We start from the raw sequence: 16034 nt of genomic DNA on the forward strand, positions 1-16034 counted from the left end.
ACATGGGGCATCAATGGCATGAACTGAGCAAGACCGCCCCGCTACCCGGGCTGTACCTGCAAGCAGTGCGCAAGCGCAAGATCAGCGGCACCACCCTGCCGATTACCGGGCTGCACTGCAGCCTTGAGGTCAACGCCGAACGCCTGGCGGCCTACCGCACGCTGTGCCACTTTGGCGACGATCCGTTACTGCCGGCAACCTGGCCGCATGTGATGGCGTTTGCCCTCCACCTGCAGTTACTCACCGCCCCAGCGTTTCCGTTCCCGCTGCTAGGCCTGGTTCATCTCAGCAACAGCATCCAGGTCATACGCCCGTTGGGCGGTGTCAGCCGGCTGCGCTTCGCCGTGCGGGTGGAGAACCTGCAGGCCCATGAGAAAGGCGCCACCTTCGACCTCATCACCGAAGCCTGCGATAGCCTTGGGCTACTCTGGAGTGAAACCAGCCGCTTGCTCTGCCGAGGGGTAAAACTGCCAGGCGAGCCGTCCATCGAACCTGAAGCCGACGCCCTGCCCCTGAGTGAACTGACCCGCTGGTACGCCGACAGCACGATCGGGCGACGCTACGCACGCCTCTGTGGCGACTACAACCCGATCCACCTGAGTGCCCTCAGTGCCCGCCTGTTTGGCTTCCCCAAAGCTATCGCCCATGGCATGTGGAGCAAAGCCATGGCCCTTGCCGCCTTGCGCGGCCACCTGCCAACCAGCGGATACGCGATCGAGGTCAGTTTTCACAAACCCGTACGCTTGCCCAGCGAGGTAATACTCGACGCCAGCCCTGTCGCACCCGCCGGGCAACTGCGTCTGAGTGGCCATGGCGGGCTGGTGCATATGCAGGGAACATGGCGAACACTGGAAGCGCCTTGACCTCCACACGCCCTGCACAAATCTTCTAGACCTTTATGGCACTACGCGGGATCACTACCTGGTCGGCGGTGCCACCCACCGCTGTTCTTTGTGGTCGCGCTGCATGGCCTGCTGGGCATTGCTAGGCAGTGGCGTGCGGTGCCTCGGCCAACGACCGCAGGCCTGGCAGTGGTTCAACCGCAGCCTGGCACTGGTGCTACTGATTTCGGCCTGGAGCAACCTCTGGCCTTGAGGTCCTTGCGTTGCTGCGCGCTCAGGCTGAAGCTATGCAGCCTGAGGAGACTACCCCATGAACTTGCAAGCATTGACCGAACGACTGCACCGCATTCGTGACAACAACGACTGGCGCGGCTTTCATAGCCCGAAAAACCTGGCCATGGCAGCCAGCGTGGAAATGGCCGAACTGGTCGAAATTTTCCAGTGGCTGAGCGAAGACCAGTCGCGTCAACTCTCCAGGGAGCAACTGGAACACGCCGGCCAGGAAGTCGGCGATGTAGTCCTTTACCTGCTATTGCTGTGCAGTGAACTGGGCTTGGACATGGAGCAGGTCGTCGCACTCAAGTTGGCCGACAGCGAGAGGCGCTTCGCCCGATGAATGACCGTCACTTCGATGAGCTGGCGACCCGTTTTGCCGAAAAGATCTACGGTGGAGCCAAAGGTGCCATTCGACTGGCGGTGCTCCAGGCCGACCTTATCGAGAGCCTGCCAGACCGACCGCTACGCGTTCTCGATATTGGCGCCGGCCTGGGCCATATGGCCTTGTGGCTAGCCGAACGGGGCCATCAGGTGACCCTGGCAGAACCCGCCGCCCCCATGCTTGACGGTGCCCGTGTACGCTTTGCCGAGGCCGGCCAGCAAGCGACCTTCATTCAGGCGCCTTGGCAAGACCTGCTCGGTCAACTCACAGAACCCTATGACCTGGTGCTATGCCACGCCGTGCTTGAATGGCTGTCCGAGCCTGAGGCCATTCTGCCTGTCCTGCATCAGCTGACACGCCCCGACGGCTGGTTATCACTGGCGTTCTACAACCGCGACGCCTTGGTGTACCGCAACCTGCTGAAGGGCCATTTCCGCAAAATGCGGCGCAACAGCATGGCGGGCGAAAAACAGAGCCTGACCCCGCAAAAACCACTTGATCCACGCGAGCTCAAGGTGCAACTTGAAAGCCTGTGGCAGGTTGAAAGCGAGAGCGGTGTGCGGGTTTTTCACGACTACATGCCGAGCGAGTTTCAGGCCAAGGCCGCGTTGAGCGACCTGCTGGAAATGGAACTGGCACACCGCCGCCATCCGGCGTTCGCCGGGCTTGGCCGTTACCTGCACTGGATCTGCCGGCCCGTGTAACGGGCCGACTGGAGCACGACATGCCGTACCGTCCTGTGGCTGCGAGCCTGATCTGCCTGGCCTTGGCGGGGTGTCAGGGTGGCAACCCCTATGTCGCCACTTCCCTGCCGATACCGCCAGCACCTGCGCATGCTGGCGGCACGTTCGATGCCAGCGCCTACCCGCCAGCAAGCCGTGATTACGCGCACTACCGGAGTTGGAGCTGGCGCAACGGCCAACTGCCAGCCGGCAGCACCCTCGCTGATCCTGCACAACTGGCCGAGGTGGTCAGTAATGCGCTTGACCAACGTGGCCTGCGTCCTTCCCGCGAGCAGCCCGCTGACCTGCAGGTCAGTGCCAGCCTTGGCCTGGAAAAACGCCTGCGTCAGGTTCGTGAGGACGACTACCCTTATGGTGGCTACGGATACAGCGGATACGGCTATGGTCACCACCACAACGGTTACGGCATGTATACCAGCGTACCTATCGTGCGTACTTATGAAATCGAAGTGCTAGTGGTGCGTCTGGATCTGTTCGACGCCAGCAACGGTCAACCGGTCTGGAGTGCCAGCGCCGAGGCCGCGAACGCAAGCTCGGAGCAAGACCGTACCGATGCACTGCGCAATGCCGTCAACAAAGCACTGGAGGGTTACCCTCCCAGTTAGGCTGTAGGGCTCACCGGAGAACCATCATGTTCCGCCGTATTGCGTTACTTGCCTTGTTTATCCTGCTGGGCGCGTGCCAGAGCGACAGCATCACCCAGGATTTCGACGCCAGCCGAGACTTCGCCAGCTACCGCAGTTGGGCCTGGCAAGAGCCCGCATTGCAGTACCGGCCCGACGACCCACGCATCAAGAGCGACCTGACCGAGCAACGTATCCGCCAGGCCATCAGTGGCCAGCTCGATCAGCGCGGCCTGCGCCCGGTGCAAGGTAGCGGCCATGCCGATCTGGGCGTACAGGCTTACCTGATTGTCGAAAACCGCCAGCAACAGGTCACAACCAACTACGGCGGTGCCTGGAACGGGTATTGGGGCGGCTACTGGGGCGGGCCGGTCTACAACGAGACCCGCAGTGTCGACTACACGGTTGCCACCATTCAGATCGACCTGTTCGACGGTCGTGACGGCAAGCTGGTCTGGCGTGGCAGCGCCGAGCAAGTCATGCGCAGCTATCCTCCTGGCCCCGCAGAGCGCAACAGTGCCATCCAACAAACCGTGGCCAAGATCCTCGCCAACTACCCGCCACACTGAGCTTTTTTTTCCATAGTGGCTGAAGGCGTCTACCCTGAAAGAGAGACCAGACTGTCCCAACGAATGACTCATTGAAAAGGATGGCAACTCTCCCATGCAAAGCATCGTCCTGCTGCTGTGGCTCGCCTTGTGTGCCGAACAGGATGTACGTGAACGCCAGGTCGCCAATACCCTGACCATCGGTGCCGCCACCTGTGCACTGGCTTACCTGTTCACCACCGGGCATACCTGGATCGGTGCCGACGCCAGCGAAGGCGGCTGGGCGCTGGCCCTGGTCATGCTGCTGACCCTGCCCGGCTACATGCTCGGCCATGTGGGTGCGGGGGATGTCAAACTGCTCGCTGCCCTCGCCCTGGCCACCGACAAAATGCATGTGCTCGGCACCTTTATCGGTGCGGGCGTCGCTTTGGTGATCTGGCTGATGAGCCGGCGCTGGCTGTGGTCGCTCTTGAGTCTGCGTGTAAAAAAACGCCTCACACAACTGCGTGAAGCGTCATCGAGCAAACAGCCCTTTGCGCCGTTCCTGCTGGCAGGCTTTCTCTTGGCGGCCGTCTGGATTCAGTAGTCGAGGCGATCATACGCCGCGTGCTCACATCAACGTGGCACGCTTCCCGCCAAGGACCGGCGGCCAGCGCACGCCAGATTCTGCGCCCCAAGACTTGTTCAAGCCGTTGGAAATTACCTGATGGCGAAATGATCGAGCGCTCAGCCCTCAACACGGGCTCTGCCCCCGATGCGTCAGGTTGCCAACTAAGCACCTGCCCGCAGAAACAGATCACAAGCGCACTCAGCAACAACGCCCACGCCAGGCTAATGGTAATGCGATGACTCATGTCGGCCCCCTCTGCTCAAACGACCCCTTACAGTGTCTTCTCAGGCGGTATTCCACCCCCGCGGCGGCATTCAATAGCTTCGTCATTTGACGGTAGCGCAGGGCAAACGAAATGCCATCGCCCCGGATGGTTTTACAATCTCAGGCTGACACTCACGGTAAAACGCGGCTGCCGATCAGCGCTGTCAAACGCCACATCGGCCAACGGCTTGGCGATCTCCAGTGACAGGTTGTAATCACGCAAATCCCCCATGCGCACCCCAAGCGCCAGCGATGACAGGTGAGCACTGCGTACATCCAGCGTGTTGAACCAGGCCTGGGCAGTATCCAGCACCCCATAAGGCTGCAGTACCTTCAGCAGGCGGGACTCACGTATCACGCTGTAGTTAACCTCATAAGCTGCGCCCCATCCTTTGTCGCCCGAGGCCTGGTCGACCGGGTAACCTCGTCCAAAATGCTGCCCACCAAACACGGCCCGCTCACTGTCCGGCAGGCTGTCATCACTCCAGTAGAGAATGCCCGAGGCCACACCTTGCCAATTGTCGAAGAACCGGTCGCGCTGGACGCCGGAAACCCGCAAGCGCAAAAAATCCAAGTCGTAATCGCTGCTCGTCTTGGCCCCCAGGTAATCAAGCCCCTGGTACACCCCTCCACTGATTATCCGCAGTTGCTGCTCATCGGCCTTGCGCCACTCCCCCTCAAAGCTGAGCACACGGGTATCCGTCTCCACCGAAGGGTTGAGCGCAGTACCATCAGCCCGGTAGTCAATGCGGTCACGCACCGCATACAGCCGTGCGGCAACATTCAACCATTCGTCAGGCCCCGCAATCAGTGGCTGGCTCAGCCCCGCCGAAACAGAATCGCTACGCCAATCCCGCAGTAGCTCCCGGCCATCGCGAAAGCGCAGCGGCGTGTCCGATTCCGTACGGAAGGTCGAGGCAGCGAGGTTCAACTGGCTGCCCTCGCTGTCCAGGTACTGGGCATAGTCGAGGCGGTAGTAACGCTGATGATCATCGCCCGGCGCAAACAGTCCACGAACACTCAGTTGCTCTCCCAGCGCCGTCTGCGACTGGCTGTCCAGGCTCAACAACGCTTGAGGGTCTGCACGGCTCCCATCATTCAGTACCAACGTGGCCGCCAAGGGTTTACGCGATGCCCTGACGATCAACCGGGCAGCGCCGTCCGACGAGCTGGCGGGGCTCAACAAACCTTTCAGGGTCACGCCCGGCACGTGGCTCATCAAGCTGGTGTAACGCTCAAACGTCTGTCGCGTCAGCGGTCTTTCCGCCTTGATCCGGTCTGCCAGGCTTGCCAGGTAGGCTGACACTGGACCGACATCACCGCGCAGCTCAACGTCGCGCAAGTAGCCCTCAACCAGCACCACCCGCAAATAACCTTCACTGAAGTCCTGATCCGGCACCACCGCATAAGACAGAAAATAGCCGTCCCGATGGTAGCGCTCGGTCAGTCGCGCGGTGGCCTCAAGCACCTCGTTCAAGGTGACGGCGCGCTCCATCAGGTCCTGATAGTTGTCTTTCAGATCACTCAGCGGGTAGACCGTACCGCCTTCAAAGTGCACCTTTCGAAACCACACCCGGGTACCCGTCGGCAAACGCAACAAGGGCGGCCTCGGAGACGCGACAAACACATCGGCAGCAACCGGGCGATAGGCATCAATCGGCAGATTGGACGTCGGCAGGTAACGTTCGATCGCACTACGGTTGAGGTCATTCTGCAGGGCGTCGGCGCACACACCACACCCCCAGGAAAGGCCCAGCAGTGCGAGGGTCATCGATCGCATAGGACACTCCTTGACCCTGAATGTACGGGGCGGCTCGACGATGCTTTTCGTCTAACCCAAGCGTAGGTGTTGCCCGAAGAACCGTCTAATTGGCCATCGGGTCTACAGTTGCCCAGAGACAAGGCGGGCACCCCACGCCGCCTGCCGTTATAATCCGCGCCCCTTTTTTCTGGAGATTGCCATGCCCGCCCCTGCCTGGTGGCTGCTCTGCCTGCCGTTCGTCGCTGGCGCCTTCCTGCCGCTGCAAGCCGGTATCAACGGCCAACTGGCCAAACAGGTGTCCAGCGTGTTGGCTGCCGCCCTGATTTCCTTTGGCGTCGGCACTGTGGCGCTACTCGCGCTGGTGTTGCTGCAACGCGAAATGCCCGGCTTCAATGCCCTCAAGAGCCTGACCTGGTGGCACTGGTGTGGCGGCCTGCTCGGTGCCTTTTTCATCACCACGGCAGCCTTTGCTGGCCCGCGCATCGGTGCATTGCTGTTCATGGCGCTGGTCCTGGCCGGGCAGTTGGCGATGGCCTTGACCCTCGACCACTTCGGCTGGGCCGGCTTTCGCGAAGCGCCGGCCAGCCTGGGCAAGGTCGCCGGCTTGCTGCTGGTGCTGGCCGGCGTATGGATGATTCGTCGCGGCTGAGTACAGCGTGGCTCAGTCGTTGACCTGAAACTCGATGCGCGCGGTCTGCCCGCTGGCGTCGAGTGTGCTCAATTCATAGCGACCGGCCTGCTCGAAACTGACCGTGAGGCTATCCTGCGCAGCCGTCTCACCCACCGGCGCGCCATTGAGGAACCACCAGCGCTGGCCACTGCCGCCCAACGCCGACACCTTCAGTTGCAACGCGTCGCGACTGGCCGCCGGTCGGCGCAAGTGGTCGCCGTTGCGTACACCGACAATCGACAACGGCGCCGTAACATCCGGCACCTTCGGCGGGCAGCGCGGGTCAATGGCCGGCAGGCGTGCCTCACGCCGTTCCACCCGGGGCAACCACGGCTCCAGTGGCGCAGGCCACAAGGCGATGTCACGCGCGTGAGCCCCGGGGCACGCCGCATCGACGCGCAAACCCTGATCATTGACCCAGACCTTTTCCAGCAAGCCCACACTCAGGGGCTGATCAAGCGCCTGCAACGTCGGCGGCGTGGTGCCATCCAGCGTCCAGGCGAAACGCTGCCGCCGACAGTTGTCATCCTGCCGAGCCATCGGCTGGCCCAGTGGCCAGCAGATCGCTGCCACCCCAACATTGGCCGGCACGGCCGCTACCGGTGCGGTGATGCCGCGCTGGCTGTCGCGGTTACTCAACACGTCATGCACCTGCAGCATCAACGGTGCGGCAGAGGCCAAGCCGAACTGGCCCGGTACTGGTGTGCCATCGGGGCGCCCGATCCAGATGCCAATCAAGTAACGAGGGCCCACACCAATCGACCAGGCATCGCGAAAGCCATAACTGGTGCCCGTCTTCCAGGCCAATTGCGGACGCTGCACCAGCTCGGCATGAGGGTCGAGGTCCGGGCGGGCCTGGCCACTCAAGATACGCCGCGTGATCCATGCCGCACCGGGCGACAGCAGGCGCCGCTCCAACAGTGGATCGTCAGGCTGCAAACGCAGCGCTGCACTCATGCCATTGCGGGCAAAGGCACTGTAACCGCTGACCAGATCTTCCAGGCGACTCCCCGCGCCGCCCAGAATCAACGACAGGTTGGGCTCGGCCAGAGGCGGCAGGGTAAGCGGCATACCGCCCTGGCGCATCTGTGCAGCAAAACGCTTCGGCCCATAGGCTTCGAGCAACTGCACCGCCGGCAGGTTCAGTGACAAGGCCAAGGCCGAACTGGCCGACACCGGCCCGCTGAAGCCCTGAGAAAAATTGCCGGGGCGGTAGTCGCCATAACGCCGTGGTACGTCCTGCAGAAGCGACTCAGAGTGAATCAACCCCTCATCAAGTGCCATCCCGAACAAGAACGGTTTAAGCGTCGAGCCGGGCGAGCGCAGGGCGCTGATCATGTCGACATGACCGAAGCGCCGGGTATCACTGAGGTCGACCGACCCCAGGTAAGCGCGCACGGCCATGGTCTGTGACTCGACCACCAGAATCGCCGCCGACGTACGCTCGGGCAGGCGCGCGCGCCACCCCAGCAACAGGTCCTCCAGACGGCGCTGCAGGGCGGCATCGAGCGTGGTGCGGATCAACGGCGGACTGCCCGGTCGGTTCAAGCGCCTGGCCAACAGCGGGGCCAGTGTCGGCTCCTGACGGGGTGCCAGCAACAGTGGCTCCTGTGCCGCCTCGGCAACCTGTTGTTCAGGCCAGACCCGGTACTCGGCCAGCCGTTGCAGTACCTTGTCGCGCGCGGCCTGAGCACGCTGCGGGTGACGGTCAGGGCGCAGCCGGCTTGGCGCTTGCGGCAGCACTGCCAGCAGCGCAGCGTCGGCCGGGGTCAGTTGTTGAGGTGACTTGCCCAGATAGGCCCAACTCGCTGCTGCGACCCCCTGCAACGTACCGCCAAACGGCGCGCGGTTGAGGTAGATCTGCAGGATCTCATCCTTGGACAGGTGCCACTCCAGCTGCGCGGTACGCCAGAGTTGGCGCAATTTACCGGGCAGCGTTCGAGCATGGGGGTCGAGCAGTCGCGCCACCTGCATCGACAAGGTGCTGCCACCAGACACCACGCGCCCCCCCTGCAGGTTTTGCCAGACAGCGCGCCCCAAGGCCAAAGGGTTCACCCCGGGATGACGGTAAAACCAACGGTCCTCATAGGTCAGCAAGGCCTGCAAGTACAGGGGCGACACCTGCTCAGGAGTGATCGGGTAGCGCCATACGCCATCAGCGTCGGCGAAGCGCCACAACGGTGTACCATCTTCCGCCAGCACTACCCGGGCCAGGTCATCCGCAGGCAACGGCAGTGGCCAGATACGGTCGGCGAGCCACAACAGCGCGCACAACAGCAGGCCGCTCGCAGCAATGCCTGCCAGCCATTTCCCCTTGCGACCATGGGAGCGGACTACGCTGAACATCACGTACCGGCACCGTGCGCTGAGCACAGGGAACCGAGTCGGCCCGTGAGTGACCAAAGGCCGGGAAAGGGCGAAACTGCCGCGATGATCATCAGGACGCAATTATGCATGTAGAAGGTTTTTTCGAATGGCTCGGACAAGCGCTGGGCGCCTTGATCCGCTTTGTGGTGGATGGCCTCAGTGGCCTGTTCAACCTGCTGGCCAATGCCGGCAGCAGCTTTATCGAGGGTCTTTCGCGCACGCTGGGCATGGACACCTCGCTGATCAGCATCCTCACGCTGATCGTCGGGCTGCTGGTGCTGTACTCGGCGGTTCGAGCGTTCATGCGCGCCTCGATCATCATCGGGATCATCTGGTTACTGCTGGGGCTGTGGATTCTGAGCTGGGTGGTTCACTGACGGCCATCGACGGCAAGGCCGGCGCCTACAGGGCATACGCCACCCTGTAGAAACCGGCCAACACCCCATCAGCGCTCCTTGACCACCAACGCGCCGCGAGCCTCGCCGACTGCCTGCCAGTTAGGCCGATACATCGACTCGACCTGTGGCGGTGGCACCCGGTAGACACCCGGGGTCACTGCACGGGCCAGGTACAGCAGGTGGGTCGTGCCGTAACCGTCCAGGTCCACTGCCGCGACATAACGATCGTCACGGAACTCCTGATGCAGCAAGGTCGCATTCTGCATCGCGCTGTGCCATTCCTTCACCGCACTGCTGGCGTTCTCCAGGCTGGCCGCACTTTGCGCCAGATTCTGGTTCTCCAGCTCCAGGCCGGCAGGCAGCAGGTCGACCACCAAGGCGTCAGGCACACGCTGACTGGCACTCACCGCCAGGTGTACCAGCACCAGTTGGCCACTCTTCAGGCCATTAAGGTCCAACGGCTGGCCGTTCATGCCCAGGTAATCGCGGCGGATACTCAGGTTCTCGCCACCAGCAGGAGGTGCCACCTGTGGATACCCTGACAAGGTCAGTTGCTGGTACAGGGTTTGGTCACCGTTGTTCTGCACGGTCAACGACTGAGCCAACGCTGTACTTTCAAGCTTCACGGCAGGCTGCGCCTGGCTCAGCTCACGCACCTCGCCGCCAGCCTCCAGGCGAGCGGTCCAGGGCTGCTCTGGCTTGCCAAGCAAACCGCGCCCGGCCAGGAACAGGGCGTTGCGCTCCTGTGTCGACAACCAACGATTGGCCGCCAGCAGGTCCGACAACTCGAACAGGCGCGCCTCGCGCTTGCCCGATGCCAGGTTGTTTTCTTCCAGCAGGGCCAGAATCAAGGCCTGGTCCCGTAGCGGGCTACCGTAATCGCCCAGCCAGTAACGGCTGTCACGGGTCACTGCCAGCCCGGCCTGCATGGCCTGCTCGGCACGCGGCTTGTCACCCATCTTGTCCAGGGCAATGGACAACTGCACCAGCGGCAAGCCCGAGCGCGCGTCGCTGCGACGCTCGAACAAACTGCGCAAAGCACCCAGCGGTGCTTGCTGACTACGCGCCAACACCAACGCCGCGTAGGCTTGCACGGCAAAGCGGCTGTGCTCGGCATTCTGGCTGTAGCGTACCTCGATCAGGTTACGCTCCTGCACGTAACGCAACAGGCGCTCACTGGCCTTTTTCAAGGCTTCGGCCGGTACCGCATAGCCTTGATCGCGGGCACGCAGGAGGAAGTCGGTGACATAGGCCGTCAACCAGTACTCTTCCTCGCCGTCGGCACTCCACAGGCCGAAGCTGCCGTTGTAACGCTGCATGCCCAGCAGGCGCTCAATACCGACTTCGATCTTGCGCTGACGTTTATCCGCAGCCTCGCCTTTCAGGCCCAGACGCTTAAGCGTCGCGTCATCGGCATAGAGCGAGGGGTACAGACCACTGGTGGTCTGCTCGGCACAGCCGTACGGGTAGGCTTCCAATGCACGGATCTGCTCACCCAGGTTCAGCGGTGGGCGGCTGGACAGGGCCAGGCTCGCCTCAAGGCCGGCCGGCTCGAACACTGCCAGCTCCGACTGCGGCAGGCTCCATGGCTGATCGTTGAGCGTCGCGCGGTAATGCTTGAGCAGCGCCGGGTACGCCGGGCGTATGCCCAAGGTCCACTCACGGCTGAAGACAGTGCTCGGCTCACCTGGCAGCACCAGGCCTTGCACCTGCACCTTGACCTGCCCTTGCCCCAAGCCACCAGTGGCCTGTACCGGGATCAGCAGCGTCTTGCGCTGACCTTCCGCCAATGGCACCTGCTGCTCGGCAGCCCGCATCAGGCTGAGCTGACCTTCGGCGCTGAACTGCACGGTGATGTTCTGCGCCTTGCCGGAGAGGTTCGACAGGTCAAGCGCCAGGGTAGTGCGATCACCACCGGCGAGGAAGCGCGGTGCCGACAGTTCGGCAATCAGGGGTGCGGCCACGACCGTCTTGGCCTCGGCCATGCCGAAGCGGTCTTCGGTCCAGGCCTGGGCCATCACCCGCAGCTCACCATTGAAGTCCGGGATATCGACACTGGCCTGGCCTTCACCCTTCTCGTTCAAGGTCACCGGCGCGCTTTGCAAGGCAACGATGGTCACGCTGGTATCCGGGCGCTTGCCACCCTTGGTCAGGCCGGCGTCACCACCGAATGCCAGGCTGGCCAGGCGGCCCTGACCGGCTTCGATCAACTGACCATAAATATCCAGTTGGTCGGCGCCATAGGCCTTGCGCCCGAACATCGCGGTAAATGGATCTGGTGTTGCGTATTCCGTGATGTTGAGAATGCCAACGTCCACCGCAGCCAGCAGTACGTGCACCTGTTTCGGCACACTGCCATCGGCGTTACGCGCCTGCACCTTGACCGTCAGTGGTTGCTTGGGACGCATCTTCTCTGGCGCGGTGAGACTGACCGCCAGTTTGCGCTCGGCACGCTCCAGTGGCAGGTGCAGAATACCCACGGCACGCTTTGGTGTGACGTTCGCCTTGCGCTCCCCCGGGCGAATCACCAGGGCACTGACATACAGATCGTGCCGCGCCCACTTGCGGTCCAGCTTGACGTCAAAGGCCTTGCCTTCGGCAGGCACGTCGATTTCCTCCCACCACAGCGGGCCGTCGGCGGACTCGACCATCAAGTACCCCTTGCCCGCAGCGGGAGGGGTCACCGTGACCGTGGCGGTGTCGCCATCAGCATAGGCTTTCTTGTCCAGCGCCAGCTTGACCTGGTCCGGGCGTACAGCGCCGCCGTCAGTATTGTCCTGGGCACGGTAGCCAGCCCAGAAACGCAAGCTGCTGACCAACCCGGTACGCGGGTCCTCCACCTCGACACGGTAAGGGCCCCACTCTACCGGGAAGCTGATCTTGGCGGTGCCACCGGCCTTGATGCTGACGGTTTCCTCGCTCTGGGTCAGGTACTTCTCGTTAAAGTTGTAGCTCCAGCCATCGCTCTCGGAATAGTTCCAGTAATAATCGCGGCGCTCCTGCACCAGGCGCACCCGCAGGTTATCCACCGCCAGCTTGTTGCCGTCGCGGTCAGCGACAAGCAGTTCAAACTCGACCGGACCATCACCATCGGTTTCTTCACCATTAAACAGGCCGCGCAACCCCGGCAACCGATTGGCCGGCCAGATCGGCTGTTCAAGTCGGCGGGTGATCGGACGACCACCGGACTCCTGCAGGCTCGCCTGCACCGTCAACTGCAAGGGCGAACGGGCTTCAGACCATTTACTCTCAATGCTCAGCGTGGCATCACCAGAGGCATCCAGGGTGGTTTCGTCCAGTTCCAGATCCTGGCTCAGCTCCTGCTCGGTAACCGAGCCGAACTGGTAGCCGGGCAAGGCCGGCACGGCTTCACGCAATGGGCGGACATAGGCTTGGCCGCTCAGACGGTTACCCGACGCCGGAGCACCATAGAGGTAACGGCCATTGACCGATATTTCGGCAGTTTCCTCAGGCGTCAGGGGTGTCGGGCTACCCTTGAGTTCGAGCGCCAGTCGCTCAGGCAGGAAGTCCTCGACCATGAAACCGTAGACCTGGCGCTGACCGCCGCCGAAGTCGAAGAGCAACTCCCAACGCCCCGTGGGCGCTTCGCCAGCCAGTTGCAGCGCGTACTGATAGAGGCCTTCGTTACCCGGCTCCCAGACGAACTTGCGGCTGATCTGGTTATCCGGGCGACGCACTTCTACCGTGACCGGTTGCGGCTTGACCGGCTTACCGTCCTGATCGCGCAGCAACGCATTGAGCAGCACGGTCTCACCCGGGCGATACAGGTCACGCGGGCCAAACACGAAAAACTGCAAAGGGTTGGCCAGAGGCCCAGTGATGTCGAACTCGGCCAGGTCCAGTGCGGCATTGTTCAAACGCAGCATCGTGGTGTGTTCGGCCTGCTTGGCCAACAGCACTTCAGCCTTGGCCGCCGCCGGCAACTGCGCGTGGCCACTGCCATCGGTCTTGCCCTGGCCCAGCACGCGGCCTTCGTTGTCGAGCAACTCGACCTCGACGCCGCCAAGGGCCTTGCCGCCTTCCAGCGCCTGGGTGAACACATCGAGGCGGTTCTGATAACGGTGCGCCGACAGGCCAATGTCGCTGAGGGTAAACAGGGTGGCCGGCTGCGAATAGTTGTAGGTACCCGACGCACGCATGACCGCCAGATAAACCCCTGGTTGCTGCAGCGGCTTGAGGCCGGCGATTGGCAACAACAGGGTTTCACGGGTATTGCGGGCCGGGTTCAGGTCAAAGCGACCGCCATAGACCAGCTCGGCCATCGGCAGCAACTCGCGGGACTCATACGTCTGCAGGCTGCTGTTGCGGCCCCACTGTCCCAGGAAGGTCGGCAGCGCCTCAGGCTTGATCCGGAAAAATTCGACATCGACCTTGTCGACGTTGAGCGCGATTACCGGCAGGCCTTCGGCCACGCGGGTCGGCAACAGCGAGCCGCGGCTGGCGAAACCGACGGTCGGCTCCAGGTCGCGGGTTTCCAGACGGCTGACCGATTCGGCAGCCAGGTGCTTGCCATTCACGGCCAACAGCCCGGCGTCGATGGTCAGCACCAGCTTGCGCTTGGGCTCCAGGTGCCGCAATCGCAGCTCCATCTGGTTATCGGAGAGCTCCCAGGCACCATCGACCTTGCCCTTGACCGTATCCACCAGGTGAAGGCGTTCGGCGAACGGCTGCTGAGCGTCCAGTGGTGCACTGAACGACACCGACAAGGTGCTCGAACCATCCAGTTGCACTTCGGACACATCCACCACGCTCAACTCGCGTCCGGCGTAGCGTTGGGCCAGGGTTGCAGCGTCTTCACGCGCAGGCTTGGGCGCGCTGGGCGCCGCCTTCTCTGCCGGCGCGGGTGCGGGTTTGTCCACGGATGACGAGTCGCAGGCACTCAATAGCGCCAGCGCACAGGCCAGCAACAATCCTTTGTTGAACATGGGAGATGAACTCTCTTGGGCAGCAGTGTCTTTAAGGGGTGAACTATATCTCATCGGCACATCGGCAAGCGTGCGCAAATGCACGCTTTAGCCACAGGCAAGGCGCTCAGACCGCCTGTCGGCCCATTAGTGCCGTCTGTCCACTACAATGCGGGTTCACTAGGAGCCTGCATGACCTCACTGATCGCCGATTGGCGCGACCGCCCGACCCATCGCAACGTATGGGCGCTGGCCGCGCCGATGATTCTTTCGAACATCTCCGTACCGCTGGTGGCCTTGGTCGACAGCGCGGTGATCGGCCACCTGCCCCATGCCCACCAACTCGGCGCCGTAGCCGTCGGAGCCAGCCTCTATACCGTCCTGGCCTGGGTGATGGGGTTCCTGCGCATGGGCACCACCGGTTTTGCCGCCCAAGCCGCCGGCCGCGAGGACGGCGCGGCCTTGCGCCAGATACTGCTGCAGGGGTTGGCACTGGCGCTGTTCTTCGCCCTGTTGCTGGGCCTGCTGGCGATCCCCTTCAGCCACCTGGCGTTGAGCGTGATGCAACCCTCGGAGGCGCTGGCACAGACCACCCACGACTTCTTCCAGACCCGCTTGCTCGGCCTGCCAGCCGCCCTGGCCAGCTTCGCCCTGGTGGGCTGGTTCCTCGGGACCCAGAATGCTCGTGCGCCGCTGGCGATCCTGTTGACCACCAACCTGCTGAACATCGTGCTCAACCTCTGGTTCGTGATGGGCCTGGACTGGGGCGTCATCGGCTCGGCGCGAGCCTCGGTAGTCGCCGAGTGGAGCGCGGCCCTGCTCGGACTGGCCATGACCCGCCCGGCCCTGCGCGCCTATCCGGGCAACCTGGCCTGGGCAGCGTTACGCCGCTGGCAAAGCTGGCGACCACTGCTGAGCGTCAACCGGGACATCTTCATCCGCAGCCTGGCCTTGCAGGCGGTGTTCTTCCTGATCACCGTGCAGGGCGCCCGCTTGGGTGATGCCACCGTCGCGGCGAATGCCCTGCTGCTCAACGGCTTACTGCTCACCGCCTACGCACTGGACGGCCTGGCCCACGCCGTGGAAGCGCTCTGCGGCCACGCCATCGGCGCCGGCGACCGTCCTGCCCTGCGTCGCTCATTGACCGTGGCGGCGGGCTGGTCCTTGCTGGCGAGCATGGGGTTTGCCGTGCTGTTCATGCTCGGCGGCCACCTGTTCATTGAAATGCAGACCGACATCCAAAGCGTGCGGGACACCGCTTTCGAGTACCTGCCCTACCTGGCACTGCTGCCGTTGATCGCAGTGTGGAGCTACCTGCTCGATGGCCTGTTCATCGGCGCTACCCGCGCACGGGAAATGCGCAACGGCATGCTGCTCAGCGTCGCCCTTGCGGTACCCTTTGCCTACGCCGTCAGCGGGTTGGGCAACCATGGGCTGTGGCTGGGTTTTCTGCTGTTCATGGCCTTGCGCGGCGTAACACTGGGCCTGATGAGCTGGCGGATGCAGCAACGCAATGAATGGTTCAAAGAGCCCACGCACTCGCTGAAATCTCGTTGATGCCTTCGCAGGCACAAGGCCGTGGGGGCGCTAGCTTGCCAACGATCGCCGAGACCAGTCCCGCCAT

13 protein-coding genes are annotated in these 16034 nt (G+C 62.9%); 10 read left to right on the plus strand and 3 right to left on the minus strand.

The window, feature by feature from the left end:
- The first annotated feature begins 2 nt into the window (after positions 1 to 2).
- From IE038_RS07935 to IE038_RS07960, 7 genes are all read left to right on the plus strand, one after another.
- On the plus strand, positions 3 to 863 hold the full coding sequence (locus IE038_RS07935; RefSeq protein ID WP_163934101.1) for a MaoC family dehydratase: 861 nt from the start codon (positions 3 to 5) through the stop codon (positions 861 to 863).
- Between the two features lie 103 nt (positions 864 to 966).
- Entirely contained in the window at positions 967 to 1095 is a 129-nt protein-coding gene (locus IE038_RS24700) for a hypothetical protein (RefSeq protein WP_268244557.1), read from the plus strand.
- 57 nt (positions 1096 to 1152) lie between these two features.
- Positions 1153 to 1458 carry a MazG-like family protein gene (locus tag IE038_RS07940; protein WP_163934104.1) on the plus strand — a complete coding sequence of 102 codons (306 nt, stop codon included), beginning with the start codon at positions 1153 to 1155 and terminating at the stop codon, positions 1456 to 1458.
- A complete protein-coding gene (locus IE038_RS07945) occupies positions 1455 to 2204 on the plus strand; it encodes a methyltransferase domain-containing protein (RefSeq protein WP_189395428.1) in 750 nt (249 codons plus the stop codon). The genes IE038_RS07940 and IE038_RS07945 overlap by 4 nt, the downstream gene beginning before the upstream one ends.
- Positions 2205 to 2224: 20 nt before the next feature.
- Positions 2225 to 2848, plus strand: coding sequence for a DUF4136 domain-containing protein (locus tag IE038_RS07950; RefSeq protein ID WP_163934108.1), 624 nt, complete (start codon positions 2225 to 2227; stop codon positions 2846 to 2848).
- A gap of 26 nt (positions 2849 to 2874) precedes the next feature.
- Positions 2875 to 3435 carry a DUF4136 domain-containing protein gene (locus tag IE038_RS07955; RefSeq protein WP_189395429.1) on the plus strand — a complete coding sequence of 187 codons (561 nt, stop codon included), beginning with the start codon at positions 2875 to 2877 and terminating at the stop codon, positions 3433 to 3435.
- A 94-nt stretch (positions 3436 to 3529) separates the two neighbouring features.
- The gene (locus tag IE038_RS07960) at positions 3530 to 4000 is read left to right on the plus strand and encodes a prepilin peptidase (protein ID WP_163934111.1); all 471 of its coding nucleotides are present in this window, start codon (positions 3530 to 3532) and stop codon (positions 3998 to 4000) included.
- Positions 4001 to 4400: 400 nt separating this feature from the next.
- On the opposite strand, the gene IE038_RS07965 is transcribed toward IE038_RS07960, so the two are convergent.
- Positions 4401 to 6068 carry a ShlB/FhaC/HecB family hemolysin secretion/activation protein gene (locus IE038_RS07965; RefSeq protein WP_163934114.1) on the minus strand — a complete coding sequence of 556 codons (1668 nt, stop codon included), beginning with the start codon at positions 6066 to 6068 and terminating at the stop codon, positions 4401 to 4403.
- A 181-nt stretch (positions 6069 to 6249) separates the two neighbouring features.
- On the opposite strand from IE038_RS07965, the gene IE038_RS07970 reads away from it, so the two are divergent.
- Complete coding sequence (locus IE038_RS07970; protein WP_163934117.1) at positions 6250 to 6699, plus strand: DMT family transporter; 450 nt, start codon at positions 6250 to 6252, stop codon at positions 6697 to 6699.
- 12 nt (positions 6700 to 6711) lie between these two features.
- Here IE038_RS07970 and pbpC read toward each other — a convergent pair whose 3' ends face one another.
- Positions 6712 to 9066 carry a peptidoglycan glycosyltransferase PbpC gene (pbpC, locus tag IE038_RS07975; RefSeq protein ID WP_189395430.1) on the minus strand — a complete coding sequence of 785 codons (2355 nt, stop codon included), beginning with the start codon at positions 9064 to 9066 and terminating at the stop codon, positions 6712 to 6714.
- Between the two features lie 104 nt (positions 9067 to 9170).
- Here pbpC and IE038_RS07980 point away from each other — a divergent pair, with 104 nt between their 5' ends.
- Positions 9171 to 9464, plus strand: a complete 294-nt coding sequence (locus tag IE038_RS07980; protein WP_163934120.1) for a hypothetical protein — start codon at positions 9171 to 9173, stop codon at positions 9462 to 9464.
- Positions 9465 to 9532: 68 nt separating this feature from the next.
- On the opposite strand, the gene IE038_RS07985 is transcribed toward IE038_RS07980, so the two are convergent.
- Positions 9533 to 14431: an alpha-2-macroglobulin family protein gene (locus tag IE038_RS07985; protein ID WP_163934123.1), complete on the minus strand. Its 4899-nt coding sequence runs from the start codon at positions 14429 to 14431 to the stop codon at positions 9533 to 9535.
- 171 nt (positions 14432 to 14602) lie between these two features.
- On the opposite strand from IE038_RS07985, the gene IE038_RS07990 reads away from it, so the two are divergent.
- Positions 14603 to 15967 carry an MATE family efflux transporter gene (locus IE038_RS07990; RefSeq protein ID WP_163934126.1) on the plus strand — a complete coding sequence of 455 codons (1365 nt, stop codon included), beginning with the start codon at positions 14603 to 14605 and terminating at the stop codon, positions 15965 to 15967.
- The last annotated feature ends 67 nt before the right edge of the window (positions 15968 to 16034 follow it).

The organism is Pseudomonas laurentiana, assembly GCF_014648275.1.
Lineage (GTDB): Bacteria > Pseudomonadota > Gammaproteobacteria > Pseudomonadales > Pseudomonadaceae > Aquipseudomonas > Aquipseudomonas laurentiana.

What these genes read in the sequence shown, in the direction of transcription:
- IE038_RS07935 (WP_163934101.1), top strand. Translation starts at nt 3, where the DNA reads ATGGGGCATCAATGGCATGAACTGAGCAAGACCGCCCCGCTACCCGGG.
- IE038_RS24700 (WP_268244557.1), top strand. Translation starts at nt 967, where the DNA reads ATGGCCTGCTGGGCATTGCTAGGCAGTGGCGTGCGGTGCCTCGGCCAA.
- IE038_RS07940 (WP_163934104.1), top strand. Translation starts at nt 1,153, where the DNA reads ATGAACTTGCAAGCATTGACCGAACGACTGCACCGCATTCGTGACAAC.
- IE038_RS07945 (WP_189395428.1), top strand. Translation starts at nt 1,455, where the DNA reads ATGAATGACCGTCACTTCGATGAGCTGGCGACCCGTTTTGCCGAAAAG.
- IE038_RS07950 (WP_163934108.1), top strand. Translation starts at nt 2,225, where the DNA reads ATGCCGTACCGTCCTGTGGCTGCGAGCCTGATCTGCCTGGCCTTGGCG.
- IE038_RS07955 (WP_189395429.1), top strand. Translation starts at nt 2,875, where the DNA reads ATGTTCCGCCGTATTGCGTTACTTGCCTTGTTTATCCTGCTGGGCGCG.
- IE038_RS07960 (WP_163934111.1), top strand. Translation starts at nt 3,530, where the DNA reads ATGCAAAGCATCGTCCTGCTGCTGTGGCTCGCCTTGTGTGCCGAACAG.
- IE038_RS07965 (WP_163934114.1), bottom strand. Translation starts at nt 6,068, where the DNA reads ATGCGATCGATGACCCTCGCACTGCTGGGCCTTTCCTGGGGGTGTGGT.
- IE038_RS07970 (WP_163934117.1), top strand. Translation starts at nt 6,250, where the DNA reads ATGCCCGCCCCTGCCTGGTGGCTGCTCTGCCTGCCGTTCGTCGCTGGC.
- pbpC (WP_189395430.1), bottom strand. Translation starts at nt 9,066, where the DNA reads ATGTTCAGCGTAGTCCGCTCCCATGGTCGCAAGGGGAAATGGCTGGCA.
- IE038_RS07980 (WP_163934120.1), top strand. Translation starts at nt 9,171, where the DNA reads ATGCATGTAGAAGGTTTTTTCGAATGGCTCGGACAAGCGCTGGGCGCC.
- IE038_RS07985 (WP_163934123.1), bottom strand. Translation starts at nt 14,431, where the DNA reads ATGTTCAACAAAGGATTGTTGCTGGCCTGTGCGCTGGCGCTATTGAGT.
- IE038_RS07990 (WP_163934126.1), top strand. Translation starts at nt 14,603, where the DNA reads ATGACCTCACTGATCGCCGATTGGCGCGACCGCCCGACCCATCGCAAC.